The organism is Citrobacter braakii, from assembly GCF_002075345.1.
Taxonomy (GTDB): domain Bacteria; phylum Pseudomonadota; class Gammaproteobacteria; order Enterobacterales; family Enterobacteriaceae; genus Citrobacter; species Citrobacter braakii.
This window is the reverse complement of the sequence record NZ_NAEW01000020.1, coordinates 35,087-53,474: the sequence shown is the minus strand read 5'-3', so window position 1 is coordinate 53,474 and position 18,388 is coordinate 35,087. Positions and strand designations below refer to the sequence as shown.

General features: G+C 45.0%; 16 protein-coding genes and 3 pseudogenes. 4 read left to right on the top strand and 15 right to left on the bottom strand.

Annotated features, from left to right (window positions below; all coding sequences use genetic code 11):
- Window positions 1-241: 241 nt before the first annotated feature.
- The 5 genes from BZK42_RS24105 to BZK42_RS29500 all read right to left on the bottom strand — a co-directional run bounded on the left by BZK42_RS24105 (window position 242) and on the right by BZK42_RS29500 (window position 8,239).
- Window positions 242-1,678: an HlyD family type I secretion periplasmic adaptor subunit gene (locus BZK42_RS24105; protein WP_080860602.1), complete on the bottom strand. Its 1,437-nt coding sequence runs from the start codon at window positions 1,676-1,678 to the stop codon at window positions 242-244.
- Between the two features lie 18 nt (window positions 1,679-1,696).
- Entirely contained in the window at window positions 1,697-3,820 is a 2,124-nt protein-coding gene (locus tag BZK42_RS24100) for a type I secretion system permease/ATPase (protein WP_080860593.1), read from the bottom strand.
- A gap of 71 nt (window positions 3,821-3,891) precedes the next feature.
- Entirely contained in the window at window positions 3,892-6,966 is a 3,075-nt protein-coding gene (locus tag BZK42_RS24095; protein ID WP_080860590.1) for an RTX family hemolysin, read from the bottom strand.
- A 12-nt stretch (window positions 6,967-6,978) separates the two neighbouring features.
- Window positions 6,979-7,485 carry a toxin-activating lysine-acyltransferase gene (locus BZK42_RS24090; protein ID WP_080860587.1) on the bottom strand — a complete coding sequence of 169 codons (507 nt, stop codon included), beginning with the start codon at window positions 7,483-7,485 and terminating at the stop codon, window positions 6,979-6,981.
- A 652-nt stretch (window positions 7,486-8,137) separates the two neighbouring features.
- Window positions 8,138-8,239, bottom strand: a complete 102-nt coding sequence (locus BZK42_RS29500) for a hypothetical protein (RefSeq protein ID WP_282958087.1) — start codon at window positions 8,237-8,239, stop codon at window positions 8,138-8,140.
- A gap of 1,097 nt (window positions 8,240-9,336) precedes the next feature.
- Here BZK42_RS29500 and BZK42_RS24070 point away from each other — a divergent pair.
- The 4 genes and pseudogenes from BZK42_RS24070 to BZK42_RS24055 all read left to right on the top strand — a co-directional run.
- Complete coding sequence (locus BZK42_RS24070; RefSeq protein ID WP_080860583.1) at window positions 9,337-9,603, top strand: type II toxin-antitoxin system ParD family antitoxin; 267 nt, start codon at window positions 9,337-9,339, stop codon at window positions 9,601-9,603.
- Window positions 9,590-9,742, top strand: a pseudogene (locus BZK42_RS24065) (type II toxin-antitoxin system RelE/ParE family toxin); the annotation flags it as partial. The gene BZK42_RS24070 and the pseudogene BZK42_RS24065, both read left to right, overlap by 14 nt.
- Before the next feature lie 720 nt (window positions 9,743-10,462).
- Window positions 10,463-10,705, top strand: a pseudogene (locus BZK42_RS28505) (transposase domain-containing protein); the annotation flags it as partial.
- 31 nt (window positions 10,706-10,736) lie between these two features.
- Window positions 10,737-10,981: pseudogene (locus BZK42_RS24055) on the top strand (antirestriction protein ArdA); the annotation flags it as partial.
- Between the two features lie 145 nt (window positions 10,982-11,126).
- Here BZK42_RS24055 and gspS read toward each other — a convergent pair.
- From gspS to gspF, 10 genes are all read right to left on the bottom strand, one after another.
- Window positions 11,127-11,525: a type II secretion system pilot lipoprotein GspS gene (gene gspS / locus BZK42_RS24050; RefSeq protein WP_080860581.1), complete on the bottom strand. Its 399-nt coding sequence runs from the start codon at window positions 11,523-11,525 to the stop codon at window positions 11,127-11,129.
- Window positions 11,526-11,621: 96 nt separating this feature from the next.
- Window positions 11,622-12,395 (bottom strand): prepilin peptidase, encoded by a 774-nt coding sequence (locus BZK42_RS24045; RefSeq protein WP_080860642.1) that lies wholly within the window; start codon window positions 12,393-12,395, stop codon window positions 11,622-11,624.
- 114 nt (window positions 12,396-12,509) lie between these two features.
- On the bottom strand, window positions 12,510-13,022 hold the full coding sequence (gene gspM, locus BZK42_RS24040) for a type II secretion system protein M (RefSeq protein WP_080860570.1): 513 nt from the start codon (window positions 13,020-13,022) through the stop codon (window positions 12,510-12,512).
- Entirely contained in the window at window positions 13,009-14,223 is a 1,215-nt protein-coding gene (gspL, locus tag BZK42_RS24035) for a type II secretion system protein GspL (RefSeq protein ID WP_249025162.1), read from the bottom strand. Before gspL ends, gspM begins: the two co-directional genes overlap by 14 nt.
- Entirely contained in the window at window positions 14,220-15,197 is a 978-nt protein-coding gene (gene gspK / locus BZK42_RS24030) for a type II secretion system minor pseudopilin GspK (RefSeq protein WP_080860569.1), read from the bottom strand. The genes gspL and gspK overlap by 4 nt, the downstream gene beginning before the upstream one ends.
- A complete protein-coding gene (gspJ, locus tag BZK42_RS24025; RefSeq protein ID WP_080860568.1) occupies window positions 15,164-15,793 on the bottom strand; it encodes a type II secretion system minor pseudopilin GspJ in 630 nt (209 codons plus the stop codon). Before gspJ ends, gspK begins: the two co-directional genes overlap by 34 nt.
- Window positions 15,775-16,155 (bottom strand): type II secretion system minor pseudopilin GspI, encoded by a 381-nt coding sequence (gene gspI / locus BZK42_RS24020; RefSeq protein WP_274660094.1) that lies wholly within the window; start codon window positions 16,153-16,155, stop codon window positions 15,775-15,777. The genes gspJ and gspI overlap by 19 nt, the downstream gene beginning before the upstream one ends.
- Complete coding sequence (gene gspH, locus BZK42_RS24015; RefSeq protein ID WP_080860567.1) at window positions 16,152-16,703, bottom strand: type II secretion system minor pseudopilin GspH; 552 nt, start codon at window positions 16,701-16,703, stop codon at window positions 16,152-16,154. The genes gspI and gspH overlap by 4 nt, the downstream gene beginning before the upstream one ends.
- On the bottom strand, window positions 16,700-17,134 hold the full coding sequence (gspG, locus tag BZK42_RS24010) for a type II secretion system major pseudopilin GspG (RefSeq protein WP_080860566.1): 435 nt from the start codon (window positions 17,132-17,134) through the stop codon (window positions 16,700-16,702). The genes gspH and gspG overlap by 4 nt, the downstream gene beginning before the upstream one ends.
- A 30-nt stretch (window positions 17,135-17,164) precedes the next feature.
- Window positions 17,165-18,388 carry a type II secretion system inner membrane protein GspF gene (gspF, locus tag BZK42_RS24005; RefSeq protein WP_080860565.1) on the bottom strand — a complete coding sequence of 408 codons (1,224 nt, stop codon included), beginning with the start codon at window positions 18,386-18,388 and terminating at the stop codon, window positions 17,165-17,167.

Below are 18,388 nucleotides of genomic sequence, written 5' to 3'. Positions count from 1 at the left end.
GGTTCGAAGACAGTTGCTATGCTCAAACTATAGGGCAGGATCGTCTACCGGGGTGGGGTCAGTCCAGTTATCAGCCGTGATAGCCACTGAAGATCCGAGGCAGCCTATTCCCCGGCTGCTCACGGAACCGTACATAACACTCTCAAGATATACAGTCCTTGATTACTCATACAATGCTCGTACTAAATTCCAGTGAACAAACCGTCTGGAATATATCACTTGGATACTGGATATCAGAAATTTAACGCTCACGTAAACTTTCTGTTACTGATTCTTCCAAAGGACTAAGAAGATAGCTTATTACACTTCGCATGCCTGTTTTAATTTCAGCCGTTACGGCCATACCTGAGCTTAATGGAATATTTCTATTTGAAGTTGATAAATTATTCTCTTCAATAGAAATAATGACATTAAAAACAAGTCCTGATTTAGAGTCTTCTATTGCATCCAAGTTAATATTTTTTACCTTTCCACTCAAATAGCCATATCGTGTATAAGGAAAAGCTTCTACTTTAATAATGGCATTTTGCCCAACATTAATAAAGCCAATGTCTTTATTTTGTACCAATGCGGTGATTTCCAGCGTATCATTTTCTGGCACAATTATCATTAATGTCTCTGCTGTTGTAACAACACCACCTTTAGTATGGACTTTCAATTGCTGGACTTTTCCTGAAACCGGGGACCTGATTACCGAAGCCTGTTGACGTTCTTCATTTTTTTCCAACTCGAGTGTTAATAACTTAATATTATCTGTTGTCTGACGTATTTTATCTAAAATTTCATTTTTAAATGCCTGGGTGACAAATTTATACTCTTCTTTGGCTAAAAGAATTTCACTGTCAACTTGCTCTAATTGTGTTTTAAGGACATGTAACTCATTCTCAGCCTCAAGATACTTATTCTCTTGATCAAGTACGGTGTGTTTTGGAATTGCTCGCTTTTGTAATAAATTCATGAAATCATCTAAACGACTTTTCTCAAGTCTCGATAATTTTTCATAACGTTTTATACGCGTAAGTATAGTTAATCGTTCTGCTCTCTTCTTGTCCAGATTCAGTTCTTTATGATACTTTTGATTTTGCCACGTAGAAAATTGCTCTTCTACCAAAGAGGTAAAGCGAGAAATTTCATCTTCAGAAATATTCTGAAAATGAGGATCATCAGACAATTTTAGTTCAGGCAGTCTATTTTGCTCAATTGATTTGTTAAGTATTTGATAGCGAACTTGCTCTAACTTTGCCTGTGACAATGATGACTGCGTCTTTAAAGTATCGGCTTCAACCCCTAATGCCGCAAGCTTTAATAGTACCTGACCTTTCTTAACTAACTCACCCTCTGTTACCAAAATATCTTTAACTATTGAGTTTTCAATAGGTTTAATTTCCTTACTGCGTCCGCTTAGTGTTAACTTCCCATTTGCAGTGGCGACGATTTCAACTTTGCCTAAAACAGATAAAACAATAGCAATGACTAAAAAAGCCATAATTAAATAAGCAACTAATCGTGGAAGCTTAGATACAGGTGTTTCAATTAGTTCAAGATGAGCTGGTAAAAATTCATTTTCATCCTTTTCACGTGCTGGCACATCTAATTGCTTACGAACTTTCCATGTTTCGCTCCAGACAACTTTATAACGCAAAAAAAATTCATAAAACCCTGTTAACCATATTTTCATATTATTCTTTTCTTTCTCTTAGTTTGACTGTAACTGATATAAGTAATTGTATAACCCTTCTGAATTAGAGAGAAGTTCCTTATGTTTACCTTCCTCAACAATCTTTCCTTTTTCCAATACAATTATGCGATCTGCATTTTTTACTGTAGACAGACGATGAGCAATAATAATAACTGTTCTGCCTTGACAAATTTTATGCATATTACGCATGATAACATGCTCAGATTCATAATCTAAAGCACTGGTAGCTTCATCAAAAATCAATATTTTAGGGTTGTTAACTAACGCCCTGGCAATTGCAATTCGTTGACGTTGGCCACCTGATAAGCCTGCACCTTGTTCTCCCACGATAGTGTTATAGCCCTCACGCAACTCAGAAATAAAATCATGAGCACCAGCCAACTTCGCAGCATGAATAACTTTTTCAACAGGCATTCCAGGATCAGTCAATGCAATATTGTCAATAATACTGCGGTTAAGTAGTACATTATCCTGTAATACAACCCCCACCTGGCGACGCAACCAATTAGGATCAGCCAGTGCAAGATCATGGCCATCAATTAACACCTGACCATTTTCTGGAATATAAAAACGTTGTATTAATTTAGTTAATGTACTTTTTCCTGAACCTGAACGCCCCACAATACCAATGATTTCACCTTGTTTAATATTAATATTTATATCATTTAAAATTATTGGGGCATCAGGTTTATAACGAAATCGAATATTGCGAAATATAATATTCCCTTTAATTTCAGGCAATGCCAACTTTCCCTGATAGCTTTCAGTAGGAGTATTCAGAACATCGCCAAGGCGAGTTACAGATATACTTACTTGTTGAAAATCTTGCCAAAGTTGAGCAAGGCGAATGACTGGTGCGACAATTTGTCCAGCAAGCATATTAAAGGCAATTAACTGACCAATGCTTAATCCCCCTGAAATAACCAAGTGAGCCCCTAACCACAGGTTAATTATCATCACGATTTTTTGTATTAATTGTATTCCTTGTTGGCCTACAGTTGCTAATACTGTCACTTTAAACCCTGCAGCGACATAACCAGCTAATAACTTATCCCATATATTTGTCATTTGGGGTGTTACAGCCATTGCTTTAATGGTATTAATAGCCGTTACTGATTCTACCAGAAAAGATTGATTGTCTGCATTTCTGGCAAATTTATCATCTAAACGACTACGTAATACGGGACTAACAAAATAAGACCATGCAGCATAACAAGGCAATGAAAATAAAATAACTAAAGTAAGTTTAGGGCTATAATGCCACATAACAACGAAAAATATAAACGAAAATAATAAATCCAATACAGAAGTTAATGCTTGCCCTGTCAGGAAATTACGAATTTGTTCTAATTCTCTAACTCTGGCAACAGTATCACCAACACGGCGACATTCAAAATAAGAAACAGGTAATGCTAATAAATGACGAAAAACTTTTGCCCCAAGCTCAACATCAATACGGCTAGTGCTATGTGCAAAAATATAAGTTCGCAAACCACTGAGTATAATTTCAAACACCACCACAACAGACAACGCAATAGTAATAATATTAAGAGTTGAAAAACCTCTGTGTACTAATACCTTGTCCATAACCACTTGAAAAAAAAGTGGTGTCATTAAGGCAAGTAATTGTAAAAACACAGACAAAACCAGTGTTTCAATGAATATCTTTCTATATTTAACAATAGCAGGAATAAACCATGTGAAATCAAATTTTGATAATTTACCTATAACAGTAGCACGAGAAGTAATTAGAATGACATTACCCTGATATAACTTTTCAAACTCGCATTGTTGAAGAATACGGGGATTACGCTGTTCTAAATCATAAATAAGATAATTGTTTGACTCTTTGCTCACTTTAGTAAGAATAAAATGATGGCCATCCTCTCGCCAAACTAATGCAGGAAGATAAATAAAATTTAATCTTTCAATTGTTTTTTTTACTGGTTTTACTTTTAGTTCCAGAGATTTAGCGGCAAGCAACCATGAAGTTAAATCCAACCCACTCCCATTTAGGTCAAACTTATGTTTAATTTCTTCGGGATTAATAGAAACATTATGGTATTGGGCTAATATCTCCAGTGCATATAACCCATAATCATTTTTATGAATAAAATCCATCGTGACTCCCAAAAAAATAGCAATCCTATATAAAGCATTCCTATAAGATTGCTATTAAGTGAATTAACATATTATACCGACGAGGTTAAACTTGGTAAGTTATTACCATGCAAAAAATTACTGACATTATCGGCTGCCTGCAGTAAAGATGCCGCCGATCTTTCCTCATTAACATCAAAATTACCAGCTGAGGAAATTATCTTACTAATATCATTTATTAATGTCGCAAGATTTTCTTTATTTGTATGAGTTGATGCATGATGCCCATACACAAAGCTGGACTGGTTATTTTGTTGTTGGTACTCAAATGCTTTATTAAGAGACTCTGGTGTAATTACTCTACCATTCTTATCAAAAATCTGCTCTATCTGGTGATTAGAACTATCATTTGACTGTTTTTCAAACCAATTCTTAAAAGTAATACCATTTTTATGATTAAGTGACAGAAGATTATCTTCGACTTTATACATAATGAGATCATTATCTTCTCGCTTAAATGCTACGTCCTTAAAATCAATATCCGCTAAACTGAGCTTATCATTTTTCCCTCCATCATCATCAATAATATGATGACCATACTTGGAAAGGTAGCGATAAATATCGTCGCCATATCCACCTTTCAAAGTGTCATTTCCTTCACCGCCATCAAGCAGATCCATTCCCTCACTACCGTACAGCATATCATTCCCTTTTCCACCCAATAACACATTTTTAGTAAATGAATTACCCTGAACCTGAAGCTCATCATCACCATCACCACCGTTAAGGTAGTTATTACCAATTCCACCAATTAACTTATCGTTACCTTCACCTCCATAAAGTTGATCATCCCCACCGCCGCCAATTAAAACATCATTACCTTTATCACCATATAAGCGGTCATTACCATCATTACCTTCTATATGATCATCACCATCCGCGCCATGGAAGATGTCACTGAATTTACTACCTAAAAATTTATCAGCTCGATCAGTACCGATAATTTCCTCCACTGAATTTAAATTATCAATCGCGGTTAACCCCTCACCATTAATATGTTTAAAATCATAATCGCGATATTTTATTTTTTCAGTTCTTTTTCCGACAGAAACCTCTTGCTCCTTCACAACCTCCTGTAAAATTTTAACATCACCACCAAGCACACGCGTAACCGTGTAATTACCCGCTTCTGCTGCTTTTGTTCCATCAATTGTCAAATAACCGACATCTGCCTTATCATAATAAACAACATCATGGCCGCCCCCCGCATAAACATTAGAAGAACCTGCTGCTAAAAATATTTTATCATCACCGTCTCCTAGTTGTGACTCAATGTGAATTTCACGATACTGGTTATGACCAACTAATGCATGCTGAATTAAATTAGAGTAATCATATACAGCCCCCTTATTCTTAACACCTTTTACAGTCCATTTATCAACACCTTTAACTAATAATTCAGTCATATACTCATATTTTCCAGACTGCTTCCTGTTACGTATTTCCTCACCAGGCGTAAACAATGGTGTAATAAACTTTAGTAATACAGATGATTTACTTTCAGAAAGGTCAACATTACCTTTCAATGGCTCAAAAACTTGCTGTTGAAATTCATTTGGTTTTTTCTCCAGACGTTTGCCTTCTTCATAGTAGTCAATATAGCTTTTACCACTAAGTGTTTTGTCTCCATTTTTAGTGATTCCAGCTAATTCACCAATCAGATTATCCCAATGTTGTTGTGTAATAATGACCGCTCTCTCAACTGAATACTCTTTATTATATTGTGATAATAATTTAAGATTATCCTCTAAAAATGCAGAATGGCGCGCATCATATCCATTTTCAAAATAGTTTTTGCCGTATTTTTTCTCCCACTCAGCAATTGTAGTAGCCATTTTATTGGCTATATGTTCAAATATTGATTGATTTGAAGCCTCCAGAATACCTGAAATAATCCCTGTAACAGCACCAACTAATGCACTTACAGGAGCACCAACCAGGGATGCTGTTGCTGCTGCACTAATACCTGAAGATACAGTGGATAATACGGTATTAAGCGTTTTTAAAGAGGCATCAATAGCCCCTGTTTCTTTATGGAAAGCTGCAAGCAAGCTGTCGCCGTCGTATCCAAATTTTTTGAAACGTTGCGAATACTCTTCTATTTCATTTGCACGTTTAAACTGATCAGCAATGGACAAAAATGACAGCGGGCTAATTGCTAATGCCACTGTAGAAGTAATTAAACCAGCAGCTGCAGCTGAAGTAGATAAACCCTGTGCAGCACGCTGTGCGATTATATATTGAGAAATTCCTTTTCCCACATTACCCAATACTTTTGTTGTTAATTCAACCCCTGCAGCAACTTTGGTTCCAGTATCGGTATCTGTATTGTTTAAAATAAAACTTGCTGAAATTGCTGATAAAATGCCAGAAACAGCATCTAATCCTGCCCCAAGATTATCAAGATTAGGTAAATTCTGTAATTTATTACCAACATTGTTTAGATGTTTTGTATTAGATAAAACATTTCCTAATTTATTGAGTTGTTCAGAAAAGGAACTTATATTCTTGTTCAAACCAGAAACAGTATTAACGAGTTGATTGATGAGATCAATACTCGCCTTCGCTAATTCATCAGAACTAACACCACCATTATTTTGTTTTATTTTAATTAATTCATTAATCTTCATTGAAGAAAGAGCGGAACCTAAAAATTTTTGAACGGTTGATAATACACCGCCAGCCTTCCCTAAAGTATTTCCTATATTTTCAGCACCCCCTCCTAATTTATTACCTGCCTTCTGATATTTTTGTATAAGTTTGTCTAATTGCGGTGCGAATATAGCCACACCTCGCTCAGTGAGCCCAATTAATTTCTCTGCAGTACCGAATACCTGTTGAGTAATAGCAGTACCATTTCTTTGGTCATATTGAACTTCAATTCCCAATTCATCAGCCGTTTTAACAAGCTCATTCAGGTCAGAACCCTGTCCGATATAATCATTAGGAATCAATAGGATAAGTTTAGTTCCAGCATGTTGTGTCTTCTCAGCAGCTTTTTTTAACACATCTTTGGTGGATTTATCCGCAGATTGCAATTTATTTGCAGCTGTTTCTTTTGCAGACTTGAATGAGTTTTTAAGTTGTGTTGTGGTTAATGTAGGCATGCAATCCACCCTTTAATCTGTTAATGAAAAATTGAAATCTGATTTCTTTTTTACTTCAGTTATTAGCTCATGGTGATATTGCTTAAAGATTTTATTTGCTAATTGTTTATCGATTTTACCTCCGTGAAATTCAGACACTTTGCCAACTTTAGTTTTTAGATCTACTCTGATAGCTCTAAATAAATCATTAGGATAGTTTTTTCTCATATATTTATACAGAGCACCGTTATCCCCGAAAGGGGCTATCCAATCAATAAACCACTTACGATTTCCAGAGTTCCAGTCATCCTTAATTAAAGAGGTTACATCATTAAGATATTTTATTTCATTATCTAAATTTAGATTTGCCCAACTACAAAAAGCCACTGGGAAATCACCCTTTGTTAAAAGCACATACTGATTTAACTCAATAGCTGGTAATGTATTAATCGCTAATAAAGATACGGGCCAATTTCTATGCAAAGGAGAACTGGCCCATAACCATGACACTTTACCAAGAACCTGAAAATGATCCTGCATTCTTATAAGATACCTGAATTAATCATTCCAAACTTCCAATGTTTATTTTTAGACATTTATTTGGTCATGTATTCTTTAAATAACTATATCATTTACTCCCCGTTCATCGGTTAAATTCATTTTATTAAAATTCATCCATTTATCTTACAATGATATTTCTCAGTGCAAACTTAAGCTCACTCATGCTAACTCCTCTCGGATACAATCCCTGCTCACTTTTTTGCTTTACCTTAAATATCTCCTCAAACACATCTTAAAACATAATTATTCCGAGTTATCTATCATGATTTGGCTATCTCATTTTTACGCAGTTCTACGTAATCGCATACATCTTCCTATAGTAAAGCCTTACATTCAGAGAAGGAGCCATATCCTCCCACCAATTGCACTTGCGGACTCAAAACCAACCAAGGCACGCTCCCTACTGATAACTCATTTAGTGAAATATTTAACGGATGCCTACGAAAAAAATCTTAAACTCACATAGGTTTCAGAGCGCATAACAAACTCAACAAGTAACGCAGAACTATAATTATGAAAGAGCACGCCCAACATCAAATGGCATGGCTTCTGCTGAGTTCATCCGAAGCGAAATGATTTTAAGCAGGGATTAAAATCAGTTATGAGAATAACAGTTCTAAATTAGTTATAACTAACATCCCTTAGCTTTCACCATTAGTTGTGCGCCAAAACATGCTCCAGCAACTCCATCTCTACTACCTAAAAAACCTTTCTTGCAATTCTCTTTAGCAATTTGTCTGTATTTGATGATGGAAAATTTAATTGGAGCAGTGCATAACGATTAAAAGCAATAGTCGATGCAACTACAATTGTGATTTAAATATACTTATTCATATATTAACTCCTCTCACTCTCTTATCAGTCATTTATTTTATAACAGCGTGATATTTTCTCAGTCAACACGTTTATTGTGATCTACATACCATTTTTTGAGAAAACAATTTATTATAAAAGCATCAAAAAGTAGCTTGCTATTTAATAATAACCAATGAAAGTAGTTCACGATATTCGAGATCATTAAGGAATCGACTGGAAAATCAAATCTATGCCCCCCATTTATTTCAACCCCCGAGTTTCGACGATATCATTTTATTATCTTTTAAACTTAAGAAACGAACATCTGCTGTAACGTTGTAAGTACCCGATTACTCTTCCTGGCTTGTTTTTAATGCACATACCTAACAAAGTTACTTTTCCTGCGCAGCAATTCCTAACTCAGTCTAAAATTTACCTTTCTGATATCCTGTGCGGGTTACAGGTGAAACCGCATCTATGGGATTTACTGGCAGAAGGCCTGAGCAGCGTCGAACCTGTGGCGTGGGAAAAAGGATGTGTTCCTGAAACAAGTTAAAGCTGGCACGAGAGCAGTCGGTGAAAGCCGTTAAACTCACACCCAAAGCTAGTCAGAATCTGGAGGATATCTGACATTTTTCTGGTTATAAGCAACCATAATATCGGAACTCCCCGTCCTGAACCGGGGGAATACACATTCTCATTACCCGTTGAACAGCATATGCTTTATTTTCTGCAGACTGATACTGAAATTATTATTATCCGTATATTAAGTCAGCATCAGGATGACGGTCGTCATCTCAACTGGCAGTAGTCATCAACCACATTGCGCTGCGTGAAAACTGTCAGGGTTACAGGGGTGTACCAGGCCAGAATTCACGTAGCGCATCCCTCTTCTTCCCCGTTTCCTTTCCTTTTGGTGCGATCCTGTCTGTCCTGGCATTACCCCATTTCTCCCAAATGCCCAGTACTGGACGCGCTGTTAAGTATCTAATAAACTGATTGTAAGATTTAAACTTACAACCTTGAGGCTTGAATATGGCCAGAACAATGACAGTGGATCTCGGGGATGAACTCCGGGAGTTCATAGAATCCCTCATCGAATCAGGTGATTACCGTACACAGAGTGAAGTAATTCGCGAGTCACTTCGTCTCCTGCGCGAAAAACAGGCAGAGTCACGTCTCCTGGCCCTGCGGGATTTACTGGCAGAAGGCCTGAGCAGCGGCGAACCTGTGGCGTGGGAAAAGGACGCGTTCCTGAAAAAAGTTAAAGCTGGTAAGTGGGGGGTTGGTGAAAACCGTTAAACTCACGCCGAAAGCCAGTCAGGATCTGGAGGATATCTGGTATTACGGGCAGCACCATTTCGGTGAACAGCAGACCGACAGATATATTAATCAGCTATCCGACATTTTTCAGGTTATGAGTGCTCATAGTTCCGGATCTTCTTCAGATGCACCGGCGCGCAGCGACCCGATAACACAAGATGTAGCGGTATCGGCATCTGAATAAGACGCTAATATGTTGTGCCCCTCCCCTGCCCCGTGACCGCCCGCTCGCTACCGGAAAAGGGCGGTGTGGTTATTCCGTGTGCGTGGCACACTTCCGGAAACTTTGTTATACGTGAAAAGTCGGATCCGGCCGGAACAGCCGTCCGGTAGCCGCGAAGAAAAAGCTGCGTCGTCCAGACGTCAGGCTGAGCTGTATTTTATTTCTACGGAGCTGGTCTTTTGTCTCGAGCGTTTCGCTCAAGAATGTGCTGATGTCGTCAAAGACGAAGGTCAGGAAGATGATAAGGGATACACAAGGACGACCATAAGCGCAGAGGCATTTTCTGCCGATGATATTGACGGCGACTGGCGGGTGCTACCGGCCAGAATCATGTACCGCATCCGGGAACTGACAGTACTGATTCCTGAAGCCAACCGGTATATAAGCGTTATCTACGAGTTTGATGCCCCACCTGACTGGCAAATGACATTCAGGGAACGCAGATATCAGTATTCACGGCTTGGGATGCGTGCCGTTTTACTGGCCAAACGATTGAGGAAACTTAATGGTATGCCTTCCTCACATCTTGATAATGGCAGTTGCTGGTCTGTAAAACATGTATTGTGGACTGAGTGGCGGAAACAACGAAAATCCAGAGCCAGAATGGCATGCCCGGACAACAACATCGCAGAGAACGCCTTACGGGGTGTGGGCGTAGGCCGAAAAAACTGGTTGTTCGCGGGTTCCGACAGTGGTGGAGAACATGCAGCGGTGCTGTACTCGCTGATCGGCACATGCTGTCTGAACAATGTGGAACCAGAAAAATGGCTGCGCTACGTCATCGAATATATCCAAGACTGGCCGGCAAACCGGGTACGCGATCTGTTGCCCTGGAAAGTTGATCTGACCCCTCAGTAAATATCAATACGGTTCTGGCGAACCGCTTACGGAAGGTATTCCGTCACCGTTCATCTCTGAATGCTCCATCGACTGGGATTTTATTGCCACCTACAAACGCTCATAAGAAGAGGGCAAGGAGGCTGCTTTCATCGCCTGGCGGAGTATACCGGCGAGTGTGACTATGACTCGTTTGACGATGCGTACCGTGGTGAGGCGGAAAGCGAGGAAGCCTACGCACAGGAGATGGTGGAGGACAACGGTCTGTTAAATGAGGTGCCGGAGCCGCTGCGCGCGACCTGTTCAGCAGCGGCTAAGTACGACGTACCACGCCAGCAAAGTCGTGTACTGCCTGAATCAGAACAGGCTGTGTACGGCCCTGGCAAAAAACGAGGCTTGAGGGGCAAGGCGGTATGCACACTCTGTGTCTATCCGTCCCTTCTTATTTGCGGGACTCTGCCTGTAATTCACTGATAAACGGGACCAACTGCCGGTTAAATTCGCTGCATTTTATTTGCTCCAGTGTGCTGTCCCTGTTCAGACGTTCAGAAATTACGTCGCTGTGTTTACGTATCCCCTCACGAGTTAAGGAGATCCACCCTTTCTCAATGGCGACACGGGTTGCGACGTTGAGGATCACCTGCTCATCAGGCAAATCGCTGCGGTTGCATCCGGATTTAAGATACCTGGTCGCCGCTACCAGAGAAGCCGTCTGTTCCAGCTGAGCGCTCAGGGAAACGGCTGTCTGTTTACTGGGTGAGGGAGACTGCTGGCAACCGGCGATGGCCAGCATTAGCAGTAAGGAAGTGATACGCTTCACTCTGTTTAACTTATTAATCATCGTAATTCTAACCCCGGGTTGTTTAACCCGATTTAAGTTCACTACTGTCCCGTTTTCACCTGAGCTGTTTTTATTTACGGCTCCGGTAACTGGACCCTACAACAATAAAAAATGACACACCCCGCCCAAGGCGAGCCACGGACCAAAAGGCAATGGCCGGGTAAGGTCCGTGGCTGCCAAAGAACGCATCAGGACCGTAATAACGAACCCGCTCACTGAGGCTAATAGGAGAACGGAGGGTAATGCCTGCCATCCAAGCCAGGCGCCCAGTGCCGCTGATAATTTAAAATCACCGTAACCGAGCCCTTCCCTGCCGGTGGCGAAACGAAAAAGCCAGTATAGTCCCCACAGAAAGAGATATCCTGAGACCGCCCCCATCACAGCCTCCTCTAGGGGGACAATCCCTCCTTGTAAACTGAATAACAGGCCAAGCCAGAGCAGCGGTAACGTCAGCACATCCGGCATTAGCGCCGTTCGGTAGTCAATGACCGCCAGGGCCAATAACATGGAAAAAAAAAGCCAAGCAGCAGTTAATGACAGCCCCGGCGCAAACCTGCCCGCGGCCAGAATAAATAACACTGAACAAGCTATCTCGACCAGCGGGTAGTGACAGGGAATACGTTCACCACAGCAGCGTGATCTTCCCTTTAAAAGGAGATAGCTGACTAAGGGTATGTTATCCCGGATCCTGAGCGGATAAGAGCAGCTGGGACAATGTGACCGCGGTAATATCAGATTAAAGGTCTGCGCATACACAGGCAAAGGTTGTGCCAGCTGTAGCAAAGCTTCACGCTGCCAGCGTCTTTCCAGTATGACCGGTAAACGGTAAATCACGACGTTAAGAAAACTGCCGATAATGCCCCCCAGCATTCCAGTACAGATGAACCATAACAACGGAAAATCAGCCGCAAATTCCGGCAACCTGCTCACACATCCTCCTACTTATCAGTCCGTATTCAGGCGTTAACCTGTCAAATCGCAACGTCAGTACCCCGGCGAAGCATTCCTCTTTGTGTCATCCCGGGACAGAAGCAACCGGTTAACCGTTACCTGTCCGGAAGGGTTACTTTGTGCCGACACATCAAATACTACGGTACGGATACGGTGCCGGCGCTCCAGTTGCGTAAGCCACTGCATCAGCGCATTAAATTCAACGGGAGCTAGGGTGACGGCCAGACGCTCTCCCTGAGGCTGCAGTCGGGAGACCGACACACCGTATGCGGTTGAAGTACGTGTCACAGCCGCAGATAAACTTAACGGCTCCCCTTGTTGTGGTATACCGGGCTCCTGTCTCTTTATGTTGGGGGCCTGCTGTTTCATCCACTCCACAGTGCTTTTTTCACGGGCAGCCGTAGCCCGCCACTTATCTTCCCGTAACAGCCAGGGCTGCCAGAGGCCATAATAGATAAAAATGACAGTAAGTAAGGCAACACATCCGGTAAGCAGACTTCCCTCAAGGAATCTGATTTGCTGCAGTCGTTTTCTAAGCTCGTTCATTGTTCACTCTCAGGATCAGACGACTTTCCACACCGTGCGGCTGCTGCCGTATCTCGCTAGGCTGGAGAAGGTATACTTCCTCGGCGCGTTGCTGAAATTGTTCCAGCGCCTGAAAAGAGGCTGCCTGCAGATCAATTTTCAGTGTCTGGCTGCTGCTGTCCCAGGCCAGTGCCTGTACACGAACAGTTGAGTTTTCTGACAGCAATTGCTGAAGCTGGCGCACTACACTGCCGAGTTCCGGCGTATTATCTCCCGGTGACTGTTGCAGATGTTTCAGCAACTGCCGACGGGGATCCTGCGCCGCCTTTTCGCCCGGAAACAGGTGCTGATAAACGCGTACACTCTCCTGCCGCCAGAATTCAGCCTGCTGCCAGAGCCGGTAATGAGCCAGGCTCGCGTTGGCTCCTGCCAGAAGCACGCAGACCATCATTACCCCTGCGACATACCGCCACGGACGGAATCCCGCGTACCATGTTCCCTGGCGGGCAAATTCTCCCTGCCGCAGATCTGCACCATCATACCCGTCACCTTCGGCTGCCAGCTGCAGCAGATCACGCTCTTCCTGACTTCGCCACTCAGTGATATCCGTCCCCGGGTATTGCGCTGGCGGCACGGAGTAAGACTCAATCACCGGTGGCGCAGTAAGAGACAGGAACAAGTCTAGCCACGACGACTCTACCACCATACCGGCATAACGGTCCCGGCGAAACAGCCACTGATCGGCAAACCTTACGGCACTCCATCCTTCAGCAACCAGTGGCAGCATCAGCACGTCAGGCAGCAGCCTCGCGTTCCGGACCCCCAACTGGTCACAGTACGCCAGCCAGCGCTGCATAACCGATTTTTCGACCACCGCCACGTCACACATATCAACCGTTTGATGCAGAATAGCGAAGTGCAGCTTGTCAATGTCTGTCGCTAGGTGTTCTTCCAGAAGAAAGGGAAGTACATGCAGACGCTGACGCCGCGTACGCTGTGGCAGCCTCACATGATGGAAGGCAATTTTGCCTGCAGGTACTAGGACCCTAGCGGGATACCGGGACAGTAAACCGGCCAACCGTGGATCCGTTGCTCCGGCCGCTACGCTGCCGGAGCCTTTCTCCTCCGACGAAGCCAGCCGCCACCATACAGGCTGTGTCTCATCCTCCGGCAAACGCAGAAAAAGCAGGCCGGCCTCGTCGTGCTTTTTATCCCTTTTCAAGCTCCCTCACTCACCGTTAATCCATGCTGTCGCTGAACGCTCCAGAAACGCTCCTCCCTCCACTGCATTAAATTCTGCTGACTGAATAGGTGTTCTCCGGAATGCACACGTAGCCGTACCAGAAAATAGTTGCTGTTGACTGCCAGTACAGGTATGGCCGCCGCAGTGTCGGTATCCTTAAGTTGTGGCACCGCCAGAAATGCCGCCACGCTGTCCCACCCGGTACGGGGCCGCTGCTGCAGTAATTTCGTCACCGGGAGGCTGCCCGGATCCGTCAGAAAGAGAGCCGCCATCAGCGGTGCCTGTGAATCACGCAAGGTATTCACGTTCACTGACAGGTCCGATACGGGCAGTACACAAACATACGGCAAAAGTTTACGGTAAAGCCCGGCATCAATACCTCGGATGAGGCGTAACTCACTGACGTCCTGCATCGGCTGATTGGCAGCAAGATAGGGGGGGGCCATGCCCATATATGCCTCGTCTTCAGCGCCTCCCCTCACCGGTTTATCATCACGATCGATCCAGTCACGAAGGGCAGCCGTTACTTTCCCGGCCTGTAACGTCTCCACTTGCAGGTTTATTAACAGCTGCTGAAAAATTCTGGCGGCGTAAGGCATACTGGCCTGATCCACTGCGCCATAATTAATAGCATTAAGATTAAAACAGGCCTGCGCATCCACAATTTGCCCCCGCACATCTCCCCTTCCGGCCTGAAACTGCCGTTCAGACTGCGCCCAGTTTTGCGCCAGATGCGTTTTCCGGGGTGAGTCCTGCTTGTCCCTCTGTAAGAGCTGTTTTGCCATCGTTTCTGCCGCATAGGCATCCCACTTTGCCTGCAGTTGATCCAACTGCGCCACTGCACGTAAAAATGTCCGGCCGTTGCGCTCCGCGATCGCCGCCGCTGTTGTTACCATCAACGATAGGATCAACAACACCACTAGAAGCGCCACGCCCTGCTCCCGCGACGACATTCTCCCCTCTCCTGGCTTAAAAGAAACTGACGAGTCAGTTCAACGAATTCATCCACCGCCAGCGTCACTTCAACAGCCTGTGGCAGGATGCTGGTATTGTCCCAGTGGTCTTGCCAGGCGCCGTTAACAAAAAAACGCAGACGAAATGTGTTAACACCATCCAGAACTACCTTTACATCCGGAGAAACACCGGCTGGGTGATCGACATGAAAGTAGCTCAGGCGTTCTAACTTTTGCTGCTGCAACCGATAGCCTACCCGCTGTAATTCCGGGCGTGGCAGCATCCCGCCGGGATTCAGCCAGCTGTTACGCGTAAAGGAAATCCCCCAGTCATCGCTTTTCAGCAAATGAGGTGCAGCGAGTAGCAGGCTTTCACTCTCCCGGTTGAACCTTGGGATCATCTGCGTAAAATCCCGCTCCATCTGGCTGAATCCCTTCTGCAGCTCAGCCAGACGTTGTACTTTATTCCGGGAAAGCTCGTCCGCCCGTATTACACCCTGCAGCACCTGAAATGCGCTGATACTTAGCGCGGCAAAAACAGCCAGCGCCAGTAGCATTTCCAGTAGCGTAAAGCCCTTTACCCGTTGCTGAAACATTCACGATCCACATAGGCACACAACGAAACCAGCGCGAACGCCTCCTCTCTGGTACGCCGTACCTCAACCTCCAAGCTGCACAGCTGTGGTATGTCGCTGCCCAGCCCACGCCAGCGTAAATACCATTCGCTGCCTGCGAAGCTGACCGTCTTCTCAACCCAACCTTTTTCCGGACAACTCCTCTCCAACTGCAGCTGGACTATCTGGTTATCGGCCAGCCAGCCTGCCAGCACCTTCTCTTCCATCCGCCCGATCCCCACGGTCTGCTGAGTCGTGGTCTGCATCAGTGCCATTCCTGCCAGCGCAAACACCGCAAGCGCCACCATGACTTCCAGTAATGTCATTCCTTCCTGCTCCTTCACAACGCGACTTCACCTTCAAAAGTGGTCATCAGGCCACTCTCATCAACCTGAAGCCCCACAACGGCCTCGCCTCCGTCCTGTCTGAACAGAAGGCAGAACGGTGTCACCTCGCCTCCAGGCAGCAGAAAAATATCGGGTTCGGCCCTATCGCCATGCTCAGACATCCACTGCTGACCTCTCAGATATTTCAGTTCAAGATACATATCTTCCGGTAGTTTGCCCCCGATGGCAGCACGGCGCGGTTGCCAGGTTTGCCAGACATATCCCTGCCAGATCTCCCCCCCTGTTGACAAAGGGGAAGATTCTGCAGCCCCTTGCTGCAGAATCATAAAACTCCATCCGTCAGACCGGAACTTAATCCCCATCAGCAAGCCGTCCTGCAGGCTTCTGTCCAGGGCATAATCAAGTTGCGCCTGCAGACGTTCCCGCTGTTGCTGCAGTTGATTCTGCGCAGCATCAGGAAATGACATCAGCACCAGGCCGGCGGTGACGCCAGTCAGCAGAAGCACCAGCATCATTTCCAGTATTGTGAAGCCGCGCTGGTTCACGGCTGCACGTTACCAAGCGTCCAGCTACCAATATCGTCTTCCGTGTTTGGTACACCGTCCGGGCCGGGAGAGAAAATATCAATATCGCTGTACTGACCAGGATTTAACAGCTGATAATCGCCCCCCCATGGATCCTGAGGCAAACGGCGGATATAACCATCCTGCCGGTAGTTGCGGGGCTCAGGCTGTACGCTGGGTTTACTGACCAGTGCCTGCAGACCCTGCTCCGTTGTCGGATAACGGTTGTTATCTAACCGGTACATATCCAGTGCGCTTTCCAGCGCAACCAGATCGCTTATCACTTTCTGTCGATCGGCCTTATCCTTGTTCCCCATAAGATTGGGCACCACCAGACTTGCCAAAACCCCCAGAATCACAATCACCACCATTATTTCCAGCAGGGTAAAACCGCGCTGACGCTGTTTACGCATGTTTATCTCCGTTGTGTGTTAATCAATGACTCACATACTCATCATGTTGTTGAGCTGCAGGATCGGCTGCAGAATTGCCAGAACAATAAACAAGACTACGCCGGCCATACTTACCACCAGCAAAGGCTCAAACAGTCCCAGCGCCAGCTGCATCTGTGCGCTGAACTCACGATCCTGATTGTCGGCCGCCCGCTCCAGCATGCTGTCGAGTTCGCCACTGTTTTCACCGCTGGCTATCATGTGCCGCATCATGGGCGGAAACAGCGCGGTCTGCTCAAGCGCGTGATGCAGACTGACGCCTTCCCGCACCGATTCTGCGGCGGCGGCTAACTGACGACGAGCCCAGTCATTACTCAGCACGTCGCCACTGATGTGCATGGCTTGGAGCATCGGCACTGCGCTGGCATTAAGAATGCTCAGCGTTCGGGCATAGCGTGCGGTATTTAGCCCACGCGATATACGGCCCACGACCGGCAACCGCAGCAGCAGATGATGAAAAACCAGACGCCGTGAGGGCTGGCGTAACATTATGCGAAATGCTATCCCGCCTAGTACCGCGGCCAGCAGCAGCCATGGACCATAGATCTGCGCGCCCTCACTAAGCCCCATCAGTACGCGGGTGGAGAGGGGTAATGCCTGTTTCATGTGCATAAACTGCTCTACCACTTTCGGCACAACCGTAGTAAGCAGAATAGAAATCACCCCGATCGCCACCAACGTCAGAACACAGGGATAAATCAGTGCCTGAAGCAGACGGTTCCGCATTAGCTGGCGTTGCTCGGTGTAATCAGCCAGACGACTAAGTACCATATCCAGGTGACCGGACGTTTCACCCGCCGCTACCATCGCGCAATACAGACGCTCAAACGTACCGGGAAACCTGCCCATCGACGCAGCTAGTGAATGGCCCTCAAGAACCTTAGTGCGAACTGCAGCGATTAATTCCCGCTGACGCTGTTTTTCACTCTGCCTCGCCAGCGTATCCAGCGCCTCTTCGAGCGGTAGTGAGGCAGCAACCAGAGTGGCTAACTGCCGGGTCAGTAACGTAAGTTCGGCGCTGCTCACCCCCTGCGGCCGAAAGAGCCTAATACTCCACGTTGAGTGCCGGTGATTAACCTGTCGCTCATTCAGCCTGAGCGGAATAAGCGCCTGTTCACGCAGCAGCTGGCGGGCATGTCGAGCCGAATCCGCCTCCAGTACGCCACGGCGTCTTTTGCCGTGAATATCTGTCGCCTGATAATGAAATAACGCCAT

Bases quoted from the DNA above. Each gene is read 5' to 3' on its own strand.
- gspJ (WP_080860568.1), bottom strand. From the start codon at position 15,793: ATGTTTCAGCAACGGGTAAAGGGCTTTACGCTACTGGAAATGCTACTG.
- BZK42_RS24090 (WP_080860587.1), bottom strand. From the start codon at position 7,485: ATGCAGGATCATTTTCAGGTTCTTGGTAAAGTGTCATGGTTATGGGCC.
- BZK42_RS24095 (WP_080860590.1), bottom strand. From the start codon at position 6,966: ATGCCTACATTAACCACAACACAACTTAAAAACTCATTCAAGTCTGCA.
- gspG (WP_080860566.1), bottom strand. From the start codon at position 17,134: ATGCGTAAACAGCGTCAGCGCGGTTTTACCCTGCTGGAAATAATGGTG.
- BZK42_RS24105 (WP_080860602.1), bottom strand. From the start codon at position 1,678: ATGAAAATATGGTTAACAGGGTTTTATGAATTTTTTTTGCGTTATAAA.
- gspK (WP_080860569.1), bottom strand. From the start codon at position 15,197: ATGTCGTCGCGGGAGCAGGGCGTGGCGCTTCTAGTGGTGTTGTTGATC.
- gspF (WP_080860565.1), bottom strand. From the start codon at position 18,388: ATGGCGTTATTTCATTATCAGGCGACAGATATTCACGGCAAAAGACGC.
- BZK42_RS24070 (WP_080860583.1), top strand. From the start codon at position 9,337: ATGGCCAGAACAATGACAGTGGATCTCGGGGATGAACTCCGGGAGTTC.
- gspM (WP_080860570.1), bottom strand. From the start codon at position 13,022: ATGAACGAGCTTAGAAAACGACTGCAGCAAATCAGATTCCTTGAGGGA.
- BZK42_RS24045 (WP_080860642.1), bottom strand. From the start codon at position 12,395: ATGCTGGGGGGCATTATCGGCAGTTTTCTTAACGTCGTGATTTACCGT.
- BZK42_RS24100 (WP_080860593.1), bottom strand. From the start codon at position 3,820: ATGGATTTTATTCATAAAAATGATTATGGGTTATATGCACTGGAGATA.
- gspS (WP_080860581.1), bottom strand. From the start codon at position 11,525: ATGATTAATAAGTTAAACAGAGTGAAGCGTATCACTTCCTTACTGCTA.